18 protein-coding genes and 1 pseudogene are annotated in these 21264 nt (G+C 68.8%); 15 read left to right on the top strand and 4 right to left on the bottom strand.

The genetic code is table 11. The features are described 5' to 3' along the window. The 10 genes and pseudogenes from B1790_RS27150 to argH form a co-directional block, all read left to right on the top strand. Window positions 1-396: pseudogene (locus tag B1790_RS27150) on the top strand (phenylalanine--tRNA ligase subunit alpha); the annotation flags it as partial. Beyond that, window positions 396-2894, top strand: coding sequence for a phenylalanine--tRNA ligase subunit beta (gene pheT, locus B1790_RS27145; protein WP_079926400.1), 2499 nt, complete (start codon window positions 396-398; stop codon window positions 2892-2894). The pseudogene B1790_RS27150 and the gene pheT, both read left to right, overlap by 1 nt. Before the next feature lie 29 nt (window positions 2895-2923). Continuing rightward, entirely contained in the window at window positions 2924-3973 is a 1050-nt protein-coding gene (gene argC, locus B1790_RS27140; protein WP_198952133.1) for an N-acetyl-gamma-glutamyl-phosphate reductase, read from the top strand. After that, on the top strand, window positions 3970-5163 hold the full coding sequence (argJ, locus tag B1790_RS27135) for a bifunctional glutamate N-acetyltransferase/amino-acid acetyltransferase ArgJ (RefSeq protein WP_079926399.1): 1194 nt from the start codon (window positions 3970-3972) through the stop codon (window positions 5161-5163). The genes argC and argJ overlap by 4 nt, the downstream gene beginning before the upstream one ends. Continuing rightward, on the top strand, window positions 5160-6014 hold the full coding sequence (argB, locus tag B1790_RS27130; RefSeq protein ID WP_079926398.1) for an acetylglutamate kinase: 855 nt from the start codon (window positions 5160-5162) through the stop codon (window positions 6012-6014). Before argJ ends, argB begins: the two co-directional genes overlap by 4 nt. After that, entirely contained in the window at window positions 6011-7201 is a 1191-nt protein-coding gene (locus B1790_RS27125; protein WP_079926397.1) for an acetylornithine transaminase, read from the top strand. The genes argB and B1790_RS27125 overlap by 4 nt, the downstream gene beginning before the upstream one ends. Next, window positions 7198-8124 (top strand): ornithine carbamoyltransferase, encoded by a 927-nt coding sequence (gene argF, locus B1790_RS27120; RefSeq protein WP_079926396.1) that lies wholly within the window; start codon window positions 7198-7200, stop codon window positions 8122-8124. Before B1790_RS27125 ends, argF begins: the two co-directional genes overlap by 4 nt. Further along, window positions 8055-8618: an arginine repressor gene (locus B1790_RS27115; RefSeq protein ID WP_198952132.1), complete on the top strand. Its 564-nt coding sequence runs from the start codon at window positions 8055-8057 to the stop codon at window positions 8616-8618. The genes argF and B1790_RS27115 overlap by 70 nt, the downstream gene beginning before the upstream one ends. 13 nt (window positions 8619-8631) lie before the next feature. Then, window positions 8632-9834 carry an argininosuccinate synthase gene (locus B1790_RS27110; RefSeq protein ID WP_079926394.1) on the top strand — a complete coding sequence of 401 codons (1203 nt, stop codon included), beginning with the start codon at window positions 8632-8634 and terminating at the stop codon, window positions 9832-9834. After that, the gene (gene argH / locus B1790_RS27105; RefSeq protein ID WP_079926393.1) at window positions 9831-11243 is read left to right on the top strand and encodes an argininosuccinate lyase; all 1413 of its coding nucleotides are present in this window, start codon (window positions 9831-9833) and stop codon (window positions 11241-11243) included. The genes B1790_RS27110 and argH overlap by 4 nt, the downstream gene beginning before the upstream one ends. Here argH and B1790_RS27100 read toward each other — a convergent pair whose 3' ends face one another. Beyond that, window positions 11244-12992: an ABC-F family ATP-binding cassette domain-containing protein gene (locus B1790_RS27100; RefSeq protein ID WP_079926392.1), complete on the bottom strand. Its 1749-nt coding sequence runs from the start codon at window positions 12990-12992 to the stop codon at window positions 11244-11246. It lies immediately after the preceding gene. A 104-nt stretch (window positions 12993-13096) separates the two neighbouring features. Here B1790_RS27100 and B1790_RS27095 point away from each other — a divergent pair, with 104 nt between their 5' ends. The 3 genes from B1790_RS27095 (at window position 13097) to B1790_RS27085 (ending at window position 16899) form a co-directional block, all read left to right on the top strand. Continuing rightward, window positions 13097-16066 (top strand): acyl-CoA synthetase, encoded by a 2970-nt coding sequence (locus B1790_RS27095; RefSeq protein WP_079926401.1) that lies wholly within the window; start codon window positions 13097-13099, stop codon window positions 16064-16066. A 118-nt stretch (window positions 16067-16184) separates the two neighbouring features. Next, complete coding sequence (locus B1790_RS27090) at window positions 16185-16688, top strand: hypothetical protein (RefSeq protein ID WP_079926391.1); 504 nt, start codon at window positions 16185-16187, stop codon at window positions 16686-16688. Window positions 16689-16692: 4 nt separating this feature from the next. Continuing rightward, the gene (locus B1790_RS27085; protein ID WP_079926390.1) at window positions 16693-16899 is read left to right on the top strand and encodes a Trm112 family protein; all 207 of its coding nucleotides are present in this window, start codon (window positions 16693-16695) and stop codon (window positions 16897-16899) included. Here the strand turns inward: B1790_RS27085 and B1790_RS27080 are convergent, their stop codons facing one another. Genes B1790_RS27080 through B1790_RS27070 form a run of 3 tightly spaced genes read right to left on the bottom strand, consistent with a single transcriptional unit; the run spans window position 16900 to window position 19024 of the window. Then, window positions 16900-17511, bottom strand: a complete 612-nt coding sequence (locus B1790_RS27080) for a TetR/AcrR family transcriptional regulator (RefSeq protein WP_079926389.1) — start codon at window positions 17509-17511, stop codon at window positions 16900-16902. It abuts the gene before it with no gap. Next, window positions 17508-18326 (bottom strand): ABC transporter permease, encoded by an 819-nt coding sequence (locus tag B1790_RS27075; RefSeq protein ID WP_079926388.1) that lies wholly within the window; start codon window positions 18324-18326, stop codon window positions 17508-17510. The genes B1790_RS27080 and B1790_RS27075 overlap by 4 nt, the downstream gene beginning before the upstream one ends. Next, window positions 18260-19024, bottom strand: coding sequence for an ABC transporter ATP-binding protein (locus B1790_RS27070; RefSeq protein ID WP_079926387.1), 765 nt, complete (start codon window positions 19022-19024; stop codon window positions 18260-18262). Before B1790_RS27070 ends, B1790_RS27075 begins: the two co-directional genes overlap by 67 nt. Window positions 19025-19082: 58 nt before the next feature. On the opposite strand from B1790_RS27070, the gene B1790_RS27065 reads away from it, so the two are divergent. Continuing rightward, window positions 19083-19691 carry a DNA-3-methyladenine glycosylase gene (locus B1790_RS27065; RefSeq protein ID WP_079926386.1) on the top strand — a complete coding sequence of 203 codons (609 nt, stop codon included), beginning with the start codon at window positions 19083-19085 and terminating at the stop codon, window positions 19689-19691. A 39-nt stretch (window positions 19692-19730) separates the two neighbouring features. Beyond that, complete coding sequence (tyrS, locus tag B1790_RS27060; RefSeq protein ID WP_369832434.1) at window positions 19731-20993, top strand: tyrosine--tRNA ligase; 1263 nt, start codon at window positions 19731-19733, stop codon at window positions 20991-20993. Window positions 20994-21264: the final 271 nt, after the last annotated feature.

Below are 21264 nucleotides of genomic sequence, written 5' to 3'. Positions count from 1 at the left end.
CCGGTCTTCCATCAGGTCGAGGGCATGGCCGTCGACCGCGGGCTGACGATGGCCAACCTGCGCGGCACGCTGGATGCGTTCGCGCGCGCCGAGTTCGGGCCGGAGGGTCGTACGCGCCTGCGCCCACACTTCTTTCCCTTCACCGAACCCTCGGCCGAGGTCGACATCTGGTTCGAGGACAAGAAGGGCGGTCCGGGCTGGGTGGAGTGGGGTGGTTGCGGGATGATGAATCCCAACGTCCTGCGCGCCTGCGGCATCGACCCGGAAGAGTATTCCGGTTTCGCGTTCGGCATGGGCCTGGAGCGAACCCTTCAGTTCCGCAACGGCATTCCCGACATGCGCGACATGGTCGAGGGCGACGTGCGGTTCTCTCTTCCTTTCGGGGTTGGTGCCTGATGCGCGTTCCCTACAGCTGGCTGCGCGACGTCGTGCGCGCCGGCGCTCCCGGCTGGGACGTCTCACCCGCCGAACTCGAGCGTGCCCTGATCGACATCGGCCACGAGGTCGAGGAGATCATTCCCGTCGGCCCGGTGTCCGGACCGCTGACGATCGGCCGTGTCGTCGAGATCGAGGAGCTCACCGAGTTCAAGAAGCCCATCCGGGCGTGCAAGGTCGACGTCGGCTCCCAGAACGTCGACGGCGAGCCGCGCGACATCGTCTGCGGTGCAACCAATTTCGCCGTCGGAGACCTGGTCGTCGTGGCGCTGCCCGGCACCACCCTGCCCGGTGACTTCACCATCGCCAAGCGCAAGACCTACGGCCGCACGTCCGACGGGATGATCTGCTCGTCTTCCGAGCTCAACCTCGGCAGCGACCACGCCGGCATCATGGTGCTGCCCCCCGGCACCGCCGAGCCGGGGGACTCCGCGGTCGAGGTCGTCGGACTCGACGACGTCGTCTTCGATCTTGCGATCACCCCCGACCGCGGTTACTGCCTGTCGATTCGCGGGATGGCCCGTGAGCTGGCCTGCGCCTACGACCTCGACTTCGTCGACCCGGCCGACGTCGACCCCTTGCCCGTCACGGGTGAGGCGTGGCCGCTGAAGGTCCAACCCGGCACCGGCGTCCAACGATTCGGGCTGCGCCCGGTCGTGGGCATCGACCCGACCGCGGTCTCGCCGTGGTGGATGCAGCGCCGACTCCTGCTGAGCGGCATCAGGGCCATTTCGCCCGCGGTCGACGTGACGAACTACGTCATGCTGGAGCTCGGTCACCCGATGCACGCGCATGATCGCAGCCTGATCACCGGCGGCTTCGACGTCCGGTTCGCCGAGCCGGGGGAGACCGTCGTCACCCTCGACGACGTGACGCGCACCCTCGACCCTGGTGACGTCCTGATCGCCGACGACGTGGCGACGGCTGCCATCGGCGGCGTGATGGGCGCAGGCACCACCGAGGTACGGGACACCACCACCGACGTCCTGCTCGAGGCGGCCGTCTGGGATCCGGCGACGGTGTCGCGCACCCAGCGCAGGCTGCGCCTGGTGAGCGAGGCGAGTCGCCGCTACGAACGGACGGTCGACCCCGCGACGTCGGTCGCCGCCCTCGACCGGGGTGCCGCCCTGCTGGCCGAGATCGCCGGTGGCACAGTCGAACCCACCCTGACTGACTGGCGCGGCGATCCGCCGCGCGAGGACTGGTCGCCCGAAGCGGTCAGCATGCCGGTGGATCTGCCCGACCGGATGGCGGGCGTCGCCTACCCGGCCGGAACCACCGTGCGACGGCTGACCCAGATCGGCGGCCGCGTGTCGGAGTCCGACGGGATCGTCACCGTCGTGCCGCCCAGCTGGCGCACCGACCTCAAGCAGCCCGCCGACCTCGTCGAGGAGGTGCTGCGGCTGGAGGGGCTGGAGAAGATTCCGTCGATCCTGCCGACCGCTCCCGCGGGCCGAGGTCTGAGCCCTACCCAGAAGCGTCGGCGTGCGGTCGGAAAGTCGTTGGCGCTCAACGGTTACGTCGAGGTGCTCCCGACGCCGTTCCTTCCCGCGGGCGTCTTCGACGTCTGGGGACTGCCCGCCGACGATCCCCGGCGCGCCACGATGTCCGTGCTCAACCCACTCGAGGCCGACCGGCCAGAGCTGGCGTCGACGCTCCTTCCCGGCCTGTTGGAGGCGTTGACGCGCAACGTGTCCCGCGGCGCCACCGACGACGCACTCTTCGGCATCCAGCAGGTGGTGTTGGCGACGCCTCAGACGAAGACGGTCGAGCGGCTCCCCGTCGACCGTCGGCCCACCGCGGTCGAGATGGCGCTCATCGACGACGCTCTGCCAAGGCAACCGCTTCACGTCGGTGCCGTCCTGACCGGCATGCGTCAGCCCGCGGGCCCGTGGGGGCCCGGCCGTCCGGTCGACGCGATGGACGCCTTCGAGGCGGTACGCATCATCGGGCGGGCCTGCCACGTGGAGTTCGAGTTCCGGGCCGCGCAGCAGCTGCCGTGGCACCCGGGTCGGTGCGCCGAGATCGTCCTCGACGAGACCGTGATCGGGTATGCGGGGCAACTGCATCCCGCCGTCATCGAGCGGTCCGGCTTGCCGAAGGGCGTCTGCGCCGTCGAATTGGATCTCAGCGCCGTGCCGGTGGTCGAACCGTTGCCTGCCCCGTCGGTGTCGCCGTTCCCTGCGGTGTTCCAGGACGTGAGCCTGATCGTCGCCGACGACGTCGCCGCGCAATCGGTGGTCGACGCCGTCCGCGACGGCGCGGGTGAACTGCTCGAGGACGTCCGGATCTTCGACGTGTACCGAGGCCCGCAGGTCGGCGAGGGCAATACCTCGCTGGCCCTGGCGCTGCGGTTCCGCGCACCCGATCGGACGCTCACCGAAGACGAGGCCAGCGCGGCGCGCGATGCGGCCGTCGAGGTGGCGGTCGCCCGTGTCGGTGCAGTTCAGCGCCGCTGATCAATGAATTTGCACTCAACCGCATAAACATGCAGAATCGCTGCATGACCTCAGTGGCGGTGGCCGGCGCGAGCGGCTATGCGGGTGGCGAGATCCTTCGGCTTCTTCTCGGTCACCCGGCGCTGGCCGACGGTCGCCTCACCATTGGTGCGCTGACCGCCGCGGCAAGTGCAGGCACCACGGTGACCGAGCATCATCCGCATCTGCTTCCGTTGGCCGACAGAATTCTGGAGCCCACCGACGTCGACGTCCTGGCCGGCCACGACGTCGTCTTCCTGGCCCTTCCGCACGGGCACTCCGCGGCGCTCGCCGAGCAACTCGGCCCCGACACCCTGATCGTCGACTGCGGCGCGGACTTCCGGCTCACCGATCCGGCGGCGTGGGAGCGGTTCTACGGCTCGGCCCACGCGGGTAGCTGGCCCTACGGCCTGCCCGAGCTGCCCGGTGGCAGGGATGCGCTGCGGAACACCAAGCGCGTGGCCGTTCCCGGCTGCTACCCGACGGCGGCCCTGCTCGCCCTGCTGCCCGCGCTCGCCGAGGATCTCGTCGAGCCCGCCGTGACGGTCGTCGCGGTCAGCGGCACCTCGGGCGCCGGCCGTGCTGCCAAGGTCGACCTGCTGGGCTCCGAGGTCATCGGCTCGGCACGGGCGTACAACATCGGCGGTGCGCACCGGCACACCCCCGAGATCGCCCAGGGCCTGCGGACCGTCACCGACAAGGCCGTCACCGTGTCCTTCACGCCCGTGCTGATCCCGACGTCCCGCGGCATCCTCGCGACGTGCACGGCCAAGACCGAGGCCTCGCTGTCGGAGATCCGGGCGGCGTACGAAAAGGCTTACGGCGGCGAGCCGTTCGTGCATCTCCTCCCCGAGGGGCGACTGCCGACGACGGGTTCGGTGATCGGCAGCAACGCGGCTCAGGTCGCCGTCGCGGTCGACGCGGACGCCGGTGTGCTTGTCGCGTTGTGCGCTATCGACAACCTCGTCAAGGGGACCGGAGGGGCGGCTGTGCAGTCGATGAACCTGGCGCTGGGCTGGGCGGAAACGGAAGGACTTTCGATCGTGGGTGTGGCGCCGTGAAATTGGTTCGCAATCAAGGCGTCACCGCGCCGTCGGGCTTCCGTGCGACGGGCATCTCGGCGGGCATCAAGGTCTCGGGTAAGCCGGACCTTGCGCTGGTCGTCAACGAGGGTCCCGATCTGGCCGCCGCCGCGGTGTTCACCCGCAACAAGGTGAAGGCCGCTCCGGTGTTGTGGACCCAGCAGGTGATGACCACCAAGCGCCTTCGCGCCGTCATCCTCAACTCGGGTGGGGCCAATGCCTGCACGGGTCCGCTCGGCTTCCAGGACGCCCACGCGACGGCCGAGGCCGTCGCCGGCGCGCTGTCGGACTGGGGCACCGAGACCGGCGCAGTCGAAGTCGCGGTCTGCTCGACTGGTTTGATCGGTGACCGGCTCCCGATGGACAAGGTGCTCGGCGGGGTCAAGGACATCGTGCACGAGATGGCCGGCGGGCTGACCGGTGGCGCCGAAGCGGCGCAGGCCATCATGACCACCGACACCGTCCCCAAACAGGTTGCGCTGCATCACGAAGCGAACTGGACGATCGGCGCGATGGCGAAGGGCGCCGGCATGATGGCGCCGTCGCTGGCGACCATGCTGTGCGTCATCACCACCGACGCCGTCGCCGACTCGGACGCTTTGGACCGGGCGTTGCGGGCCGCCGCGGGCCGAACCTTCGACCGGCTCGACATCGACGGCAGCTGCTCGACCAACGACACCGTGCTGCTGCTGGCCTCCGGCGCCAGCGAGATCACCCCCACCCAAGACGAACTCGACGCGGCCGTGCTGGCCGTCTGCGACGACCTCTGCGCTCAGCTGCAGGCCGACGCGGAGGGTGTCACGAAGCGGGTGGCCGTCACGGTCACCGGTGCGGCGACCGAGGCCGACGCCGTCGTCGCCGCCCGGGTCATCGCCCGTGACAGCCTGGTCAAGACGGCGATCTTCGGCTCCGACGCCAACTGGGGCCGCGTGCTCGCCGCGGTGGGGATGGCACCCGTCGACATGGCGGCCGACCGAATCAGCGTGTCGTTCAACGGCACTCCGGTGTGCGTCGACGGCGCCGGTGCCCCGGGTGCCCGGGACGTCGACCTCTCCGGGGTCGACATCTCGGTGGTCGTCGACCTGGCCGTCGGCACGGGTGAGGGCACGGTGCGCACGACCGACCTGTCGCATGCGTACGTCGAAGAGAACTCGGCGTACAGCTCTTGAACGCCGCACGAGTTCTCGCCGAGGCACTGCCGTGGCTCAAACAGCTGCACGGCAAGATCGTCGTCGTGAAGTACGGCGGCAACGCCATGACCGACGAGGCCCTCAAGACGGCGTTCGCCGCGGACATGGTGTTCCTGCGCAACTGCGGCATTCATCCGGTCGTCGTGCACGGTGGTGGTCCGCAGATCAGCGCCATGCTCGCCAAGCTCGGCATCGCCGGTGACTTCAAGGGCGGGTTTCGCGTCACCACACCGGAGGTGCTCGACGTCGCCAGGATGGTGCTCTTCGGGCAGGTCGGGCGGGAACTCGTCGGCCTGATCAACGCGCACGGTCCGTACGCGGTCGGCATCACCGGTGAGGACGCCCAGCTGTTCACCGCGGTCCGGCGCAGTGTGCTCGTCGACGGGGTGGCCACCGACATCGGCCTGGTCGGCGACGTCGCCAAGGTCGACATCAGGGCGGTCATGGATCTCATTGCCGCCGGACGCATTCCGGTGATCTCGACGATCGCGCCCGACGTGGCCGGGGTGGTGCACAACGTCAACGCCGACACCGCCGCGGCCGCTCTGGCCGAAGCGCTGTCCGCCGAGAAGCTGCTGATGCTCACCGACGTCGAGGGGCTCTACACCAGCTGGCCCGACCGTTCCTCGCTCGTCAGCGAGATCGACGTCGCGACCCTGACGGGTCTGCTGCCGTCCCTGGAGTCGGGCATGGTGCCCAAGATCGAGGCCTGTTTGCGCGCGGTCGCCGGTGGTGTGCCAAGCGCACACGTCATCGACGGTCGGGTGGAGCACTGCGTGCTGGTCGAACTGTTCACCAACGAAGGCTCGGGAACCAAGGTGATGGCATGACGAATACCGAAGACCTGCAGGCGCGTTGGCGGGCCGTGATGATGGACAACTACGGCACGCCGGCCGTTGCCCTGGTCAGTGGTGACGGGGCCGTCGTCACCGACGCCGACGGCAAGTCCTACGTCGACCTTCTCGGCGGCATCGCGGTCAACGTGCTCGGACACCGGCATCCCGCCGTCATCGAGGCCGTGACCACCCAACTCAACACGCTCGGCCACACCTCGAACTTCTACGCCACCGAGCCGGGCGTCGCCCTGGCCGAGGCGCTCGTCGCCCAGCTCGGCGCCGACGCGCACGCCCGGGTGTTCTTCTGCAACTCCGGCACCGAGGCCAACGAGGTCGCGTTCAAGATCTCGCGTCTGACCGGCCGCACCAACGTGGTGGCCGCCGAGAACGGCTTCCACGGTCGCACGATGGGTTCGCTGGCGCTGACCGGGCAGCCGGCGAAGCGGGAGCCGTTCGAGCCGTTGCCGGGCAACGTCACCCACGTGCCGTACGGCGACGTCGACGCCCTCGAGCGCGCGGTCGACTCGAACACCGCCGCGGTCTTCCTCGAGCCGATCATGGGGGAGGGCGGCGTCGTCACGCCCCCGCCGGGCTACCTGGTCGCGGCCCGCGAGATCACCGCCAAGCACGGTGCGCTCCTCATCCTCGACGAGGTGCAGACCGGCGTCGGCCGTACCGGAACCTTCTACGCCCATCAGCACGACGGCATCACCCCCGACGTCGTCACGCTCGCCAAGGGTCTCGGGGGCGGCCTTCCGATCGGCGCCTGTCTCGCGATCGGCGACGCCGCCGAGCTGTTGGCACCGGGCATGCACGGCAGCACCTTTGGCGGCAACCCGGTTTGCACGGCCGCTGCGCTCGCCGTCCTCCGGACCCTCGCCGAGGACGACCTGGTGGCCCGTGCCGACGTACTCGGCAAGGTGATCAGCCACGGTGTCGAGGCCATCGGCCACCCGCTCGTCGCCCACGTCAGGGGCCGTGGTCTGCTGCGGGGCATCGTACTGACCGCGCCGAAGGCCAAGGCGGTCGAAGCGGCCGCTCGCGACGCCGGCTTCCTCGTCAACGCCGCGACGCCGGACGTCGTCCGGCTGGCGCCGCCGCTGGTCGTCACCGACGCCCAGGTCGACGCGTTCCTCACTGCACTGCCCGCAGTCCTCGACACCGCTCAGGAGACCTCGTGACCGTACGGAACTTCCTGCGCGACGACGACCTGTCACCGAGCGAACAGGCCGAAGTCCTCGCTCTCGCAGTCGAACTCAAGAAGGCACCGTTCAGTGCACGGCCGCTCGAGGGGCCACGCGGGGTCGCGGTCATCTTCGAGAAGAACTCGACGAGGACGCGGTTCTCGTTCGAGATGGGCATCGCCCAGCTCGGCGGACACGCCGTCGTGGTGGACGGCCGCAGCACCCAGCTGGGTCGCGAGGAAACCCTCGAGGACACCGGTGCGGTGCTGTCGCGCTACGTCGACGCCATCGTCTGGCGGACGTTCGCCCAGGAACGGTTGGCCGCCATGGCCACCGGGGCAACCGTGCCGATCGTCAACGCGCTGTCCGACGAGTTCCACCCGTGTCAGGTGCTCGCCGACCTTCAGACGCTGGCCGAGCGCAAGGGCGAGCTGACGGGTCTGCGCATGACCTACTTCGGTGACGGCGCCAACAACATGGCGCACTCGCTCATGCTCGGCGGTGTGACCGCCGGAATCCACGTGACGATTGCCGCGCCAACGGGTTTCGAACCGGCCAGGCAGTTCGTGGCCGCCGCCGAGCGCCGCGCCGCCGAGACCGGAGCCACCGTGACGATCACGTCCGACGCCAAGGCCGGCGCCAGGGGAGCCGACGTCCTGGTCACCGACACGTGGACCTCGATGGGCCAAGAGAACGACGGGCTCGACCGGGTTCGACCGTTCCGGTCGTTTCAGGTCAACGGCGGCCTGCTCGACCTGGCCGACTCCGAAGCCGTCGTGCTGCACTGTCTTCCCGCACATCGTGGGCACGAGATCACCGACGACGTCATCGACGGACCGCAGAGCGCCGTGTGGGACGAGGCCGAGAACCGGCTGCACGCGCAAAAGGCGTTGCTGGTCTGGTTGCTGGACAAATCGTGACCACCTCGACACGGGCGGGCAGGCAGGCGCGGATCGTGGCCCTGCTGTCGTCCAATGCGGTGCGCAGCCAGAGCGAGCTCGCCGCGAAGTTGGCCGCCGAGGGCATCGACGTCACCCAGGCCACGCTGTCCCGTGACCTCGAGGAGCTCGGAGCGGTGAAACTGCGCGGCGTCGACGGCGGCACCGGGGTGTACGTCGTCCCCGAGGACGGCAGCCCCGTCCGCGGCGTCTCCGGCGGCACCGACCGGATGACCAAGCTGCTCGGCGAGCTGCTGGTGTCGACCGACGCCAGCGGGAACCTCGCGATCCTGCGCACCCCTCCTGGCGGGGCGCACTACCTGGCCAGTGCGATCGACCGCTCGTCGCTGCCCTACGTCGTCGGCACCATCGCCGGGGATGACACCATTCTGGTCGTGGCGCGCGAACCCATGACGGGCGCTGAACTAGCCAGCACCCTCGAACGACTTCAACAGCCAGCCCCAAGAACTATCTAAGGAGATCGATTACATGTCCGAACGCGTCATCCTGGCGTACTCCGGCGGTCTAGACACGTCCGTCGCGATCAGCTGGATCGGCAAGGAGACCGGGCGTGAGGTGGTGGCCGTCGCCATCGACCTCGGCCAGGGTGGAGAGGACATGGAGGTCGTGCGGCAGCGCGCGATCGACTGTGGCGCCGTCGAGGCGGTCGTGGTCGACGCCCGCGACGAGTTCGCCGAGGAGTACTGCCTGCCGACCATCCAGAGCAACGCCCTCTACATGGACCGCTATCCGCTGGTGTCGGCAATCAGCCGCCCGCTGATCGTCAAGCACCTCGTCGACGCCGCCCGGCAGCACGGTGGCGGCATCGTGGCACACGGCTGCACCGGCAAGGGCAACGACCAGGTGCGCTTCGAGGTCGGCTTCGCCTCGCTGGCACCCGATCTCGAGGTGCTGGCGCCCGTCCGCGACTACGCGTGGACGAGGGAGAAGGCCATCGCCTTCGCCGAGGAGAACGCCATCCCGATCAACGTCACGAAGCGCTCACCCTTCTCGGTCGACCAGAACGTGTGGGGCCGTGCGGTGGAAACCGGCTTCCTGGAGCACCTTTGGAACGCGCCGACCAAGGACGTCTACGACTACACAGAGGACCCCACGGTCAACTGGAGTTCACCGGACGAGGTCATCGTCGGCTTCGAGAAGGGCAAGCCGGTCTCCGTCGACGGCAAGCCGGTCACGGTGCTCGAGGCCATCGAAGAGCTGAACCGGCGGGCGGGTGCCCAGGGTGTCGGCAGGCTCGACGTCGTCGAGGACCGGCTCGTCGGCATCAAGAGCCGTGAAATCTACGAGGCCCCCGGCGCGATGGTGCTGATCACCGCGCACACCGAGCTCGAGCACGTCACCCTGGAGCGCGAGCTGGCCCGGTTCAAGCGGACCACCGATCAGCGCTGGGGCGAGCTGGTCTACGACGGACTGTGGTTCTCGCCGCTGAAGAGGGCGCTCGAGTCGTTCGTCGCGGACACCCAGCAACACGTCACCGGTGAGATCCGACTGGTGTTGCACGGCGGGCACATTGCCGTCAACGGCAGGCGCAGCTCGGAGTCGCTGTACGACTTCAACCTCGCCACCTACGACGAGGGCGACACCTTCGACCAGTCCAGCGCCAAGGGCTTCGTCCACGTGCACGGTCTGTCGTCGAAGATCGCCGCGCAGCGGGACCTCGCCGGCAAGTGAGCACCAACGAGGGCTCCCTGTGGGGCGGCCGGTTCGCCGACGGCCCGTCGGATGCGCTTGCCGCACTGAGCAAGTCGACCCACTTCGACTGGGTGTTGGCACCCTATGACGTGCGGGCGTCCAAGGCGCACGCCCTGGTCCTGTTCCGCGCCGGCCTGCTGACCGAGGACCAGCGCGACGGGTTGCTCGCCGGGTTGGACAGTCTCGGTGAGGACGTCGACGACGGCAGCTTCGGGCCGCTGCCGTCCGACGAGGACGTGCACGGTGCCCTCGAACGAGGTCTGATCGACCGGGCCGGAGTCGACCTGGGCGGCCGACTCCGCGCCGGGCGGTCGCGAAACGACCAGGTGGCCACGCTGTTTCGGATGTGGCTGCGGGACGCGATGCGGGTCGTCGGCGCCGGGGTGCTCGACGTCGTCGGGGCGTTGGCCACACAGGCCGCGTCCCATCCCACCGAGATCATGCCGGGCAAGACGCATCTGCAGTCGGCGCAGCCGATCCTGCTGGCGCATCATCTGCTGGCACACGCCCACCCGCTGCTGCGCGACGTCGACCGCATCGTCGACTTCGACGACCGCGCTGCGGTGTCGCCGTACGGATCCGGAGCGCTGGCTGGGTCGTCGCTCGGCCTCGATCCCGACGCCATCGCCGCCGACCTGGGCTTCAGCGCGGCCGCCGACAACTCCATCGACGCAACGGCGTCACGCGACTTCGCGGCCGAGGCCGCGTTCGTGCTTGCGATGATCGCCGTCGACCTGTCCCGGTTGGCCGAGGACATCATCCTGTGGAGCACAACGGAATTCGGCTACGTCAAGCTGCATGACTCCTGGTCGACCGGTAGTTCCATCATGCCGCAGAAGAAGAATCCCGACATCGCCGAACTGGCGCGCGGAAAGTCGGGCCGCCTGATCGGCAACCTGGCCGGTCTGCTGGCCACGCTGAAGGCCCAACCACTGGCGTACAACCGCGATCTGCAGGAGGACAAGGAGCCGGTCTTCGACTCGGTGGCCCAACTGCAGATGCTGCTGCCCGCCATGGCGGGGCTCGTCGCGACGCTCACCTTCGACGCCGACCGGATGGCCGAGTTGGCCCCGCAGGGTTACACGCTGGCCACCGACGTCGCCGAATGGCTCGTCCGAAGGGGGGTGCCGTTCCGCGTCGCCCACGAGGCGGCCGGCGCGGCCGTGAAGGCCGCCGAGTCACGCAGCGTCGGGCTCGAGGAACTCACCGACGACGAATTGGCTGGCATCCATCCGGAGCTGACGGCCGAGGTGCGCGAGGTGCTGACCGTCGAGGGCTCGGTGAGCTCTCGTGACGCCAGAGGCGGCACGGCGCCAATCCAGGTTGCCAAGCAGCTTCAGGTGGTGCGTGACACCGCCGACCGGTTGTCGCTTGGCCTGCGCCCCTGATCAGTCGTCGGCCAGCGACAGCCACTCCTCCTCGAGTGATTCCTTACGCTCCGTCAGCTCGTTGAGTTCGGAGTTCAACTCGCCGAGCCGCACGTGGTCGGAGACCGCGTCGGCCATGGTGAGGTGCAGCTTGGCGATCCGCTCGTCGAGTTTCTTGAGCTGACTCTCGATGCGGGACAACTGCTTTCCGGCCTTGCGTTCCCGCGCCGAGGCCGTCTCGTTGCGATCGGCCGGGCGGGTCGCGGAGGTGCCGTTGGCGGTCGGACGTTCGGCGAGGTACTGCTCGATCCCGCCGGGTAGCAAGACGCAGCGACCACCGCCTGGCAGCGCATAGGTCACGTCGCTGACGCGTTCGAGGAAGTACCGATCGTGGGTGACCACGATCAGCGTGCCCGGCCAGCCGTCGAGGTAGTCCTCGATGACGTTGAGGGTGTCGATGTCGAGATCGTTGGTTGGCTCGTCGAGCAGCAACACGTTGGGCTCGTCGAGGAGCAGACGCAGGAACTGAAAGCGACGGCGTTCGCCACCCGAGAGCTCCGAGATCCTCGTGGTCAGCTTGTCGCCGGTGAAGCCGAAGTCCTCGAGCAGGGTGGCCGTGCTGACCTCCTTGCCGCCGGCGAGCTCGGTGATCCGCTTGGCGTTCTCGACCGCGTCGAGGACGCGTTCGTTGCCGTCGATCTCGACCAGCGCCTGGCTGAGATAGCCGATGCGCAGGGTCTTCCCGCGTTTGACGGTGCCCGACGTCGGCTCGATCTCCCCGATCAACAGCTTGAGCAGCGTGGACTTTCCGGTGCCGTTGACGCCGACGAGGCCGATCCGTACGCCCGGTCCGATCGACCAGTCGAGCTTGTCGAGAAGGAGCTTGTCGCCCAACTCGAGCGTCACCCGGTGCATGTCGAAGACGTCCTTGCCAAGGCGCGCCGTGGCGAAGCGTTGCAGCGCGAGCGAATCCCGCGGCTCGGGCTCGTTGGCGATCAAATCGTTGGCGGCCTGGATGCGGAACTTCGGCTTCGAGGTCCGCGCGGGCGGCCCGCGCCGCAGCCACGCGAGCTCCTTGCGCATGAGGTTGCGGCGCCGCGCCTCGGTGCCCGCGGCGACCCGTGAGCGTTCCGCCCTGGCCAGGACGTACGCGGCGTATCCGCCCTCGTAGGCGTCGATGGTGCCGCCGTGGACCTCCCAGATGCGGGTGCAGACCGCGTCAAGGAACCACCGGTCGTGGCTGACCACGATCATCGTCTTGGCGGTCTGCTTGGAGAGGTGGCCGGCGAGCCAGCCGATGACCTCGACGTCGAGGTGGTTGGTCGGCTCGTCGAGGACCAGGACGTCGTGACCTGCGAGCAGGAGCGCCGCCAGCGCAACGCGGCGTCGCTCACCGCCACTGAGGTTGTTCACCTCGCGGTCCAGCGCGACCTCGGTCAGCAGGTTCTCCACCACCGACCGGGTCTCCGCGTCGGCCGCCCAGATGTGATCGGCCTGACCGTGAACGATGACGTCGCGCACCGTCGCGTCGGGATGGAAGTCGTCGGACTGGTGGAGGTAGCCGACCGACAATCCAGAGGTGTGGGTGACGCGCCCGGAGTCGGGCGGCCTCGTGGCGGTGAGGATCTTCAACAAGGTCGACTTGCCGTCGCCGTTGCGGCCGACGACGCCGATGGCGTCGCCTTCGTCTACGCCAAGGCTCACGCCGTCGAGCAGGGTGCGCGTGCCGTAACCAACGGTTGCACGTTCGAGGTTGATCAGGTTCGCCATCAGGCGCCGATCATAAGGGCTGACGACGGGGAGCCCCACGCCCGCTATGCCATGATGTCGTCGGATCGGGGGATTCGCGCGGCGCTTGAAAGGGGAGGGTCGTGGTGGACCTTTCGGCAATCACGAAGCCCATGGCACGGTTGGTGGCGACCGCGCAGAACGGTCTGGAAGTGCTGCGCTACGGCGGTCTCGAGACCGGCGCAGTGCCGTCGCCCTTCCAGATCGTCGAGAGCGTGCCGATGTACCGGCTCCGGCGCTATTTTCCGCCCGACAGCAGGCCGGGGGCCAAGCCGGCCGGGCCGCCGGTGCTCATGGTGCACCCGATGATGATGTCCGCCGACATGTGGGACGTCACCCGCAACGAGGGCGCCGTCGGCATCTTGCACGCGGCGGGCGTCGACCCCTGGGTCATCGACTTCGGCTCGCCCGACCAGGTCGAGGGCGGGATGCAGCGCAACCTCGCCGACCACGTCGTCGCGCTCAGCGAAGCCGTCGACACTGTGAAGAAGGTCACCGACCGCGACGTCCATCTGGCCGGTTACTCCCAAGGTGGCATGTTCGCCTACCAGGCCGCGGCGTACCGACGGTCCAAGGACCTGGCGAGCATCATCGGATTCGGATCGCCGGTCGACACCCTGGCGGCGCTGCCGATGAACCTGCCCGCCGGGCTTGCGGTCGGGGCCGCGGACTTCATGGCCGACCACGTGTTCAGCCGCCTCGACGTTCCCGGCTGGCTGGCCCGCACCGGTTTTCAGATGCTCGACCCCATCAAGACGGCCCAGTCGCGCCTGGACTTCCTGCGCCAGCTGCACGACCGCGAGGCGCTCTTGCCTCGGGAGCAGCAGCGGCGCTTCCTGGCCAACGACGGTTGGATCGCCTGGTCGGGTCCGGCGATCGCCGAGCTGCTCAAGCAGTTCATCGCGCACAACCGGATGATGAGCGGCGGGTTCGCCATCCGCGGTGACCTCGTCACCCTCGCCGACATCGACTGCCCCGTGCTTGCGGTCGTCGGCGAGGTCGACGACATCGGCCAGCCCGCGTCGGTGCGCGGCATCAAGCGCGCGTCCCCGCAGGCCGACGTCTACGAATACCTCATCCGCACAGGACATTTCGGCCTCGTCGTCGGTTCGAAGGCGGCCACCAACACGTGGCCGACGGTCGCGGCGTGGGTGCGGTGGATCGCCGGTGACGGTGAGATGCCGCAGGACGTCGTGCCGATGGCTCTGCAGCCCGACCACGTCGACGACGCCGGCGTCCCGCTGGCCTCCCGCATCGCGCACGGGGCGGGTGCGGCCGCGGAGATGACGTTCAGCGTGGCCCGTTCGGCGGCCGGCGCGTTCGTCGCGGCCAACAAGTCGGCCCGCGCACTGGTGGCCGAGACCGCCCGCACGCTGCCGAGGCTCGCCCGGCTGGGCCAGATCAACGACCACACCCGCATCTCGCTCGGCCGCATCATGTCCGAGCAGGCCCGCGCCACGCCGGATGGCGAATTCCTGCTGTTCGACGGCCGTGTGCACACCTACGAGGCGGTGGACCGACGCGTCAACAACGTCGTCCGCGGCCTCATCGACGTCGGTGTCCGCCAGGGCGCGCACGTCGGCGTCCTGATGGAGACGCGACCCAGCGCGCTGGTCGCGATCGCGGCGTTGTCCCGGCTCGGGGCGGTTGCGGTGCTGATGCCCCCGGACGCCGATCTGCTCGAGGCCGCCCGGCTCGGCGCGGTGTCCGACGTCATCGCCGACCCCGTGCACCTCGCCGCGGCGACGGCGTTGCCGTTGCGGGTGTTGGTGCTCGGCGGCGGCGAGGCCCGCGATCTGGATCTGGCCGGTGACGCCGACGTCGTCGACATGGAGAAGATCGACCCCGACGTCGTGGCGCTCCCCGGCTGGTACCGTCCCGACCCCGGGTACGCGAAGGACCTGGCCTACGTCGCCTTCGCGACCGTCGGTGGTGAACTCGTGGCACGTCAGATCACGAACTTCCGGTGGGCCCTTTCGGCCATTGGCACCGCCTCGGCGGCCAACCTCGGCACCGGTGACACCGTGTACTGCCTGACCCCGTTGCACCATCAGTCCGGTCTGCTCGTCAGCCTCGGTGGGGCAGTCGTCGGCGGCACCAGGATCGCGCTCTCGCGCGGCCTTCGCCCGGACCGCTTCGTGCACGAACTGCGGCAGTACGGCGTGACGGTGGTGTCCTACACGTGGGCGATGCTGCGCGAGGTGATCGACGACCCAGCCTTCGTGCTCAACGGCAACCATCCCGTCCGGCTCTTCATCGGGTCGGGCATGCCGACGGGGCTGTGGAGACGCGTCGAGGAGGAGTTCGCGCCCGCGCACGTCGTCGAGTTCTTCGCCACGACGGACGGACAGGCGGTGTTCGCCAACGTCGCGAGCGCCAAGGTCGGCAGCGAAGGCAGGCCGCTGCCCGGCGGTGGCCACATCGAGCTGGCGGCCTATGACCCCGAGGACGACCTGATCCTCGAGGACGAGCGCGGTTTCGTCGCGTTGGCGGCGACCAACGAGGTCGGCGTGCTGCTGGCGCACCCGCGCGGTCCCGTCGACCCGACGGCGTCGGTCAAGCGTGGCGTGTTCGCCCCCGCCGACCTGTGGGTGTCGACCGAATACCTGTTCCGCCGTGACGAGGACGGCGACTTCTGGCTCGTCGCCAACCGCGGGTCGGTGATCCGCACCGACCGGGGTCCGGTGTTCACCGACGCGGTCAACGACACGCTTGGGCGGGTCGGCGCGGTCGACCTGGCGGTCACGTACCGCGTGGCGGTGGGCGATCGCGAGCTTGCGGTGTCGGCGCTGTTGCTGCGTCCGGGTGGCAGCGTCCCAACGGCCGATCTGAACGAGGCCATCGCCGGTCTGCCGGTCGGTGCGGCGCCCGACGTCGTCCACGTGGCGTCCGCCATGTCGCTCAGTGCCACCTACCGGCCGCTGCTGGGACCCCTGCGGGCAGCGGGCGTCCCCAGGCAGTCGCGGCACGCCTGGTATCGCGACGACGACGGGACCTACAAGCGGCTTACCGCCGCGGTGCGCGCCGAACTCACCGCCTCGGGCGACGTCGAGTGATGGAAGTGAACCGAGTGACATGCTGCCGCGCTCGCGGCGCTTTGTTAGGCTCCGCGTGGCTGTACGTGGCCACCCGGGTCGGGCCGGAAACTCATGGACGCTCGACGATGGAGGATTGATGGCCGAACAGACCAGCACGAACGGCTGGCGTCGCGCGCTCTTGGGCGCAGTGACCAGTGGGGCCCTGGCAGCAGGGCTGCTCACCGGCGTGAGCGCGGCGTCCGCAGTCGCCGACCCGTCCACCGACGCCGTGTCGGCCAGTGACGCCGCTCCCGTGATGAGCGCGGACGAGGCTCTCGCGACCATCGCCACGGAGTACGACACCGGCGCCGGCGGCGGCCAGATCTCCACCCTGATCCACAAGGTCATGCAGCTGCGCGCGCGGGGCTTCCGGCCGTCGACCTCCAACGGTGAAGCGCTAGTGGCGGCGCTGGACAAGCGACCGAACCAGGGACCGCTGGTCGCGGCCCTCGAGTCGACACTGTCCTTCCAGCTGCGGCAGGCGTCCCGGCAGACCGGCGGCGGCCCCGTGCTGAACCCGCCGACCATCGGCATCGGTGGCAATGGTGGCGGAGCGCCGAACCCCAACGCTGGCGGCGGCATCAACATCCCGCTCGGTTGACACCGTGATCGACCAACGCCTCCGCAGCCTGCTGGTGTGTCCAGAGGACCGCGGCCCGCTGCTCTTGGTGGGCGACGACTTTCTCTACAACCCGCGGCTCCGACGGGCCTATCGGATCGACGCCGGCGTGCCCGTGCTGCTGATCTCCGAAGCGGTCACCATCACCGACGATGCAGAACACCAAGCGCTTCTGGAGCGGGCCGAGCCCTGATCAGCTCAGGCCGGGCAGCTCGCCGGTGAGGTAGTGCTGCAGGTTCGGGGCAATGGTCTCGGCGATCTGCTCGACCGGGAGTGAGGCGAACGGTTCCAGTTCGAGGATGTAGCGCGCCATCACGACGCCGACGAGTTGGGACGCCACGAACTGGACGCGGATCCGGCCCGAACCCGGTGGCTCGTCCACGCGCGAGCCGATTTCGACGGAGATCACGTCCTGCAGGAAGGACCGGATCAGGCCGACACCGTCACCCGCGAGCAGCGAGCGCAGCGTGGCGAGGAACGCCGCACCCATCTCCGAATCCCAAAGCGGCAGCAGCACCGACGGCAGCGTCAGTCCGAGTTCGTGGATCGGCGCCTCGCGCATCGGGCCGATGACCAGCATCGGGTCGATCGGAATGTGGACCGCCGCGGCGAACAGCTGCTCCTTGGTGCCGAAGTAGTGATGCACCAGCGCAGAGTCGACGCCGGCGGCTGCCGCGATCGAACGTATCGACGTCTTTCCAATGCCGTTGCGGGCGAACAACTCTCGTGCGTTGGTCAGGATGCGGTCGCGGGTGTCGGAGGTGCCGGACGGACGGCCTGGGCGTTTGCGGTTCGACGTGCTCACGGCGTCCTGCGCCGTAGGGTGGCCGCGGCCAGACCCATCGCCACCGCGGCGAAGGCGACGACGATCGCGATGTCGCGTGCAGCGCTGGCGGTCAGGTCGGCATGTGCGCCGACCTCTCTTAGGGCCTCCAGCGCATAACTGGCCGGCAGCGCGTTGCTGATCCACTGCAACCAGTCGGGCAACACGTCGCGCGGCACGATGATGCCGCACAGCAGCAGCTGCGGCACGATGACCACGGGCATGAACTGGACGGCCTGAAACTCGGTGCGCGCGAACGCACTACACAGCAGACCCAGTCCGACGCCAAGTACCGCGTTGACGATGGCGATGGCGAACACCAGGGCGGGACTGCCTGCGGTGTCCAGGCCGAGCAGCCAGAAGGAGATCACGCACGCCAGTGTCGCCTGAGCGGCCGCGGCGATGGAGAAGGCGGTGCCGTATGCAGCCAGCAGGTCCAGCCGGCGCAGGGGAGTGGTGAGGATGCGCTCCAGCGTCCCTGACGCGCGTTCGCGCTGCATGGTGATCGACGTGATCAGGAACATCACGACGAGCGGGAACACCCCGAGCATGATCAGGCACGCGTTGTCGAAGGGTGACGGTGTTCCTGGACGGTGGGGCACGTCGGAGAACATGAAGTACATCAGTGTGATGACCAGGCTCGGTACGACGAGGATCATCGCGACGCTGCGGTGGTCGCCGGCGAGCTGCCGCAGGATGCGGACGGTGGTCGCCAGATACGCCTGCGGGCTTAGCCGAGCGCGGGAGCGGTGCTGCGCCGGATGACGGACAGAAACGCTTCCTCCAGTGACTGACATCCCGTGTCCTCTCGAAGCTGGGTCGGTGTGGTGTTGGCAAGCAGGCGGCCCTCCCGCAGGAGCAGCAGATCCCCGCAATGGTCTGCCTCGTCCATCACGTGGCTCGACACCAGCAGGGTGGTGCCGCGGCGGGCCAGGTGGCGGAACTGCTCCCACAGATCCACCCGAAGAACGGGGTCGAGCCCCACGGTGGGTTCGTCGAGCACCAGCACCTCGGGGTGGGCCACCAATGCGCACGCCAGCGAGACACGCGTGCGTTGACCTCCGGAGAGGTTGCCGCACAACGCCGTTCGGTGATCGGCGAGCCCGACGTTGGCGATCGCCTCGTCCGCGGCGGCGGCGCCGGTGCCGTACAGCGAGGCGAAGTAGCGCACGTTGTCGACGACGCGAAGATCCTGGTAAACGGTGGGGTCCTGGGTGACGTAGCCGACGCGGTGCCGCAACTCCGCCGACCCCGCGGGTCGGCCGAGGACCGTGACGGTGCCCTTGGCGATGACCTGGGTTCCGACGATGCTGCGGATCAACGTGGTCTTCCCACATCCGGATGGGCCGAGGACGCCGGTGATGGTCCCGGTGGCGATCTGCACGGTGACGTCGTCGAGTGCGGTGCGCTTGCCGCGGACGACGGTCAGATGCTCTACCGAAACGGCCGGTGGGACGTTCCTTCGGTGCAATTCATCATGCGATGAAGTCATCATGTGATGAATATCCTCCCCGCAGGTGGCGGCGTCAAGACCGCCGGGCACAATCGGTCCGGTGAGCTCGCAACGGTTGGCCACCGACCCGGTGTCGGCCGCCCGACTCCTGGTCGGCGCCGAACTGATCTGTCGCGGAGTGACCGCCACGGTCGTCGAAGTCGAGGCGTACGGCGGTCCCCCCGACGGTCCGTGGCCGGATGCCGCCGCGCATTCCTTCCGCGGTCGGGGCGGTCGCAACGAGGTCATGTTCGGCCCGCCGGGACGGATGTACACCTATCGCAGCCACGGCATCCACGTGTGCGCGAACGTCGTGTGCGGCGACGACGGCGTGGCCGCCGCGGTTCTACTGCGTGCCGCGGTGGTGACCGACGGCTTCGGCATCGCCCACGCCAGCCGCGGCCCGGTGACCACTGCCGCGTTGGCTCGCGGACCGGGAAACCTCTGTTCTGCCCTGGGAATCACCATGCAGGACAACGGAATCGACCTGTTCGACCCAGGCAGCCCGGTTCGGTTGGCACTCGGCGCCAGCCCGCCGGTGATCAGCGGTCCGCGGGTGGGGGTGAGCAAGGCCGCCGACCGGCCGTGGCGGTTCTGGCTCGCCGACCATTCGGAGGTCTCCGCCTACCGCCGCAGCCCACGGGCACCCGCACCGGGTGACGGCGATTGATGGGAGAGGATTGACGGCGTGACTTCTCCAGACGCTGGCATCCTCGACGAACTGGACTGGCGCGGCTTGATCGCGCAGTCCACCGACCGTGAGGCGTTGGCCGCCGCGGCGGCATCGGGACCGCTCACGCTCTATGCCGGGTTCGACCCGACGGCACCGAGCCTGCACGCCGGACACCTGATTCCGCTGCTGACGCTGCGACGCTTCCAACGTGCGGGGCACCGGCCGATCGTTCTGGCCGGCGGCGCGACGGGAATGATCGGGGACCCGCGCGACACCGCCGAACGCACGCTGAACACCGCCGACACCGTGGCGGAGTGGTCCGAGCGGATCCGCGGACAGCTGGAGCGATTCGTGGAGTTCGACGAGTCGCCGACCGGCGCGATCGTCGAGAACAACCTGTCCTGGACCTCGCAACTCTCGGCGATCGAGTTCCTTCGAGACCTTGGCAAGCACTTCTCGGTGAACGTCATGCTCGACCGCGACACCATCAAGCGACGCCTCGAAGGCGACGGCATCTCCTACACCGAGTTCAGCTATATGTTGTTGCAGGCCAACGACTTTGTAGAGTTGCATCGGAAACACGGCTGCTCGTTGCAGATCGGCGGCTCCGACCAGTGGGGCAACATCATCGCCGGCGTTCGCCTGGTCCGACAGAAGCTGGGGGCCAGCGCACACGCGCTCACGGTGCCGCTGGTGACCTCGGCCGACGGCAAGAAGTTCGGCAAGTCCACCGGGGGCGGCAACGTCTGGCTCGACCCCGAGTTGACCTCGCCGTATGCCTGGTACCAGTACTTCGTCAACACCGCCGACGCCGACGTGATCCGCTACCTGAGGTGGTTCACGTTCCTGTCGGCCGACGAGCTCGGCGACCTGGAGATTGCGACCACCGAGCGGGCGCACGAGCGGGCCGCCCAGCGGCGGCTGGCCCAGGAACTCACCACGTTGGTCCACGGTCAGCGGGCCACGGAGTCGGTCGAGCTGGCCAGTCAGGCCCTGTTCGGGAGGGGTGAGCTGGCCGGCCTCGACGAATCCACGCTGGCAGCTGCCTTGCGCGAGACCTCGGTCGCGGAGCTCCGGCCAGGTGTCCCGGACGGAATCGGCGATCTCCTGGTGGCCACGGGTCTGTCGAAGAGCAAGGGCGATGCGCGTCGGACGCTGTCCGAGGGCGGGGTCTACGTGAACAACGTTCGGGTTGAGGGCGACGACTGGGTTCCGGCGCCAGGGGACTTCCTGCACGGCCGCTGGCTGGTGTTGCGACGGGGTAAGCGCAATGTCGCGGGCGTCGAAAGGGTCGAATGACGCTCGAAGGAGTCCCGGACGACCGTTTGAGCACCCGCTCGGGGCCTGATCTTCTGATGGCCACGCCTCTGACCAGGCGATTTGACTCTGCGTTATCCGGCCCGTAACTTAATCCAAGTCGTCAGCGACGCGGTCCAGATCGCAGAGCGCGACGACATCCCAGAGGGAAGTCACTTCGGTGGTTTCACTCTACTGTCCGCAAGAGGCTAGCGGCTTTACGCCGCGGGGCTGTCATGCGAACAGGTGGGGCGTGTTGTTTGAGAACTCAATA

This window comes from Mycobacterium sp. AT1, from assembly GCF_002043095.1.
Lineage (GTDB): Bacteria > Actinomycetota > Actinomycetes > Mycobacteriales > Mycobacteriaceae > Mycobacterium.
This window is presented reverse-complemented; position numbering and strand designations above follow the sequence as displayed.

Coding starts and splice junctions, on each gene's coding strand:
- B1790_RS27100 (WP_079926392.1), bottom strand. CDS start 12,992: ATGGCGAACCTGATCAACCTCGAACGTGCAACCGTTGGTTACGGCACG.
- pheT (WP_079926400.1), top strand. CDS start 396: ATGCGCGTTCCCTACAGCTGGCTGCGCGACGTCGTGCGCGCCGGCGCT.
- argC (WP_198952133.1), top strand. CDS start 2,924: ATGCAGAATCGCTGCATGACCTCAGTGGCGGTGGCCGGCGCGAGCGGC.
- B1790_RS27070 (WP_079926387.1), bottom strand. CDS start 19,024: ATGATGACTTCATCGCATGATGAATTGCACCGAAGGAACGTCCCACCG.
- B1790_RS27075 (WP_079926388.1), bottom strand. CDS start 18,326: ATGTCAGTCACTGGAGGAAGCGTTTCTGTCCGTCATCCGGCGCAGCAC.
- B1790_RS27090 (WP_079926391.1), top strand. CDS start 16,185: ATGGCCGAACAGACCAGCACGAACGGCTGGCGTCGCGCGCTCTTGGGC.
- B1790_RS27125 (WP_079926397.1), top strand. CDS start 6,011: ATGACGAATACCGAAGACCTGCAGGCGCGTTGGCGGGCCGTGATGATG.
- B1790_RS27110 (WP_079926394.1), top strand. CDS start 8,632: ATGTCCGAACGCGTCATCCTGGCGTACTCCGGCGGTCTAGACACGTCC.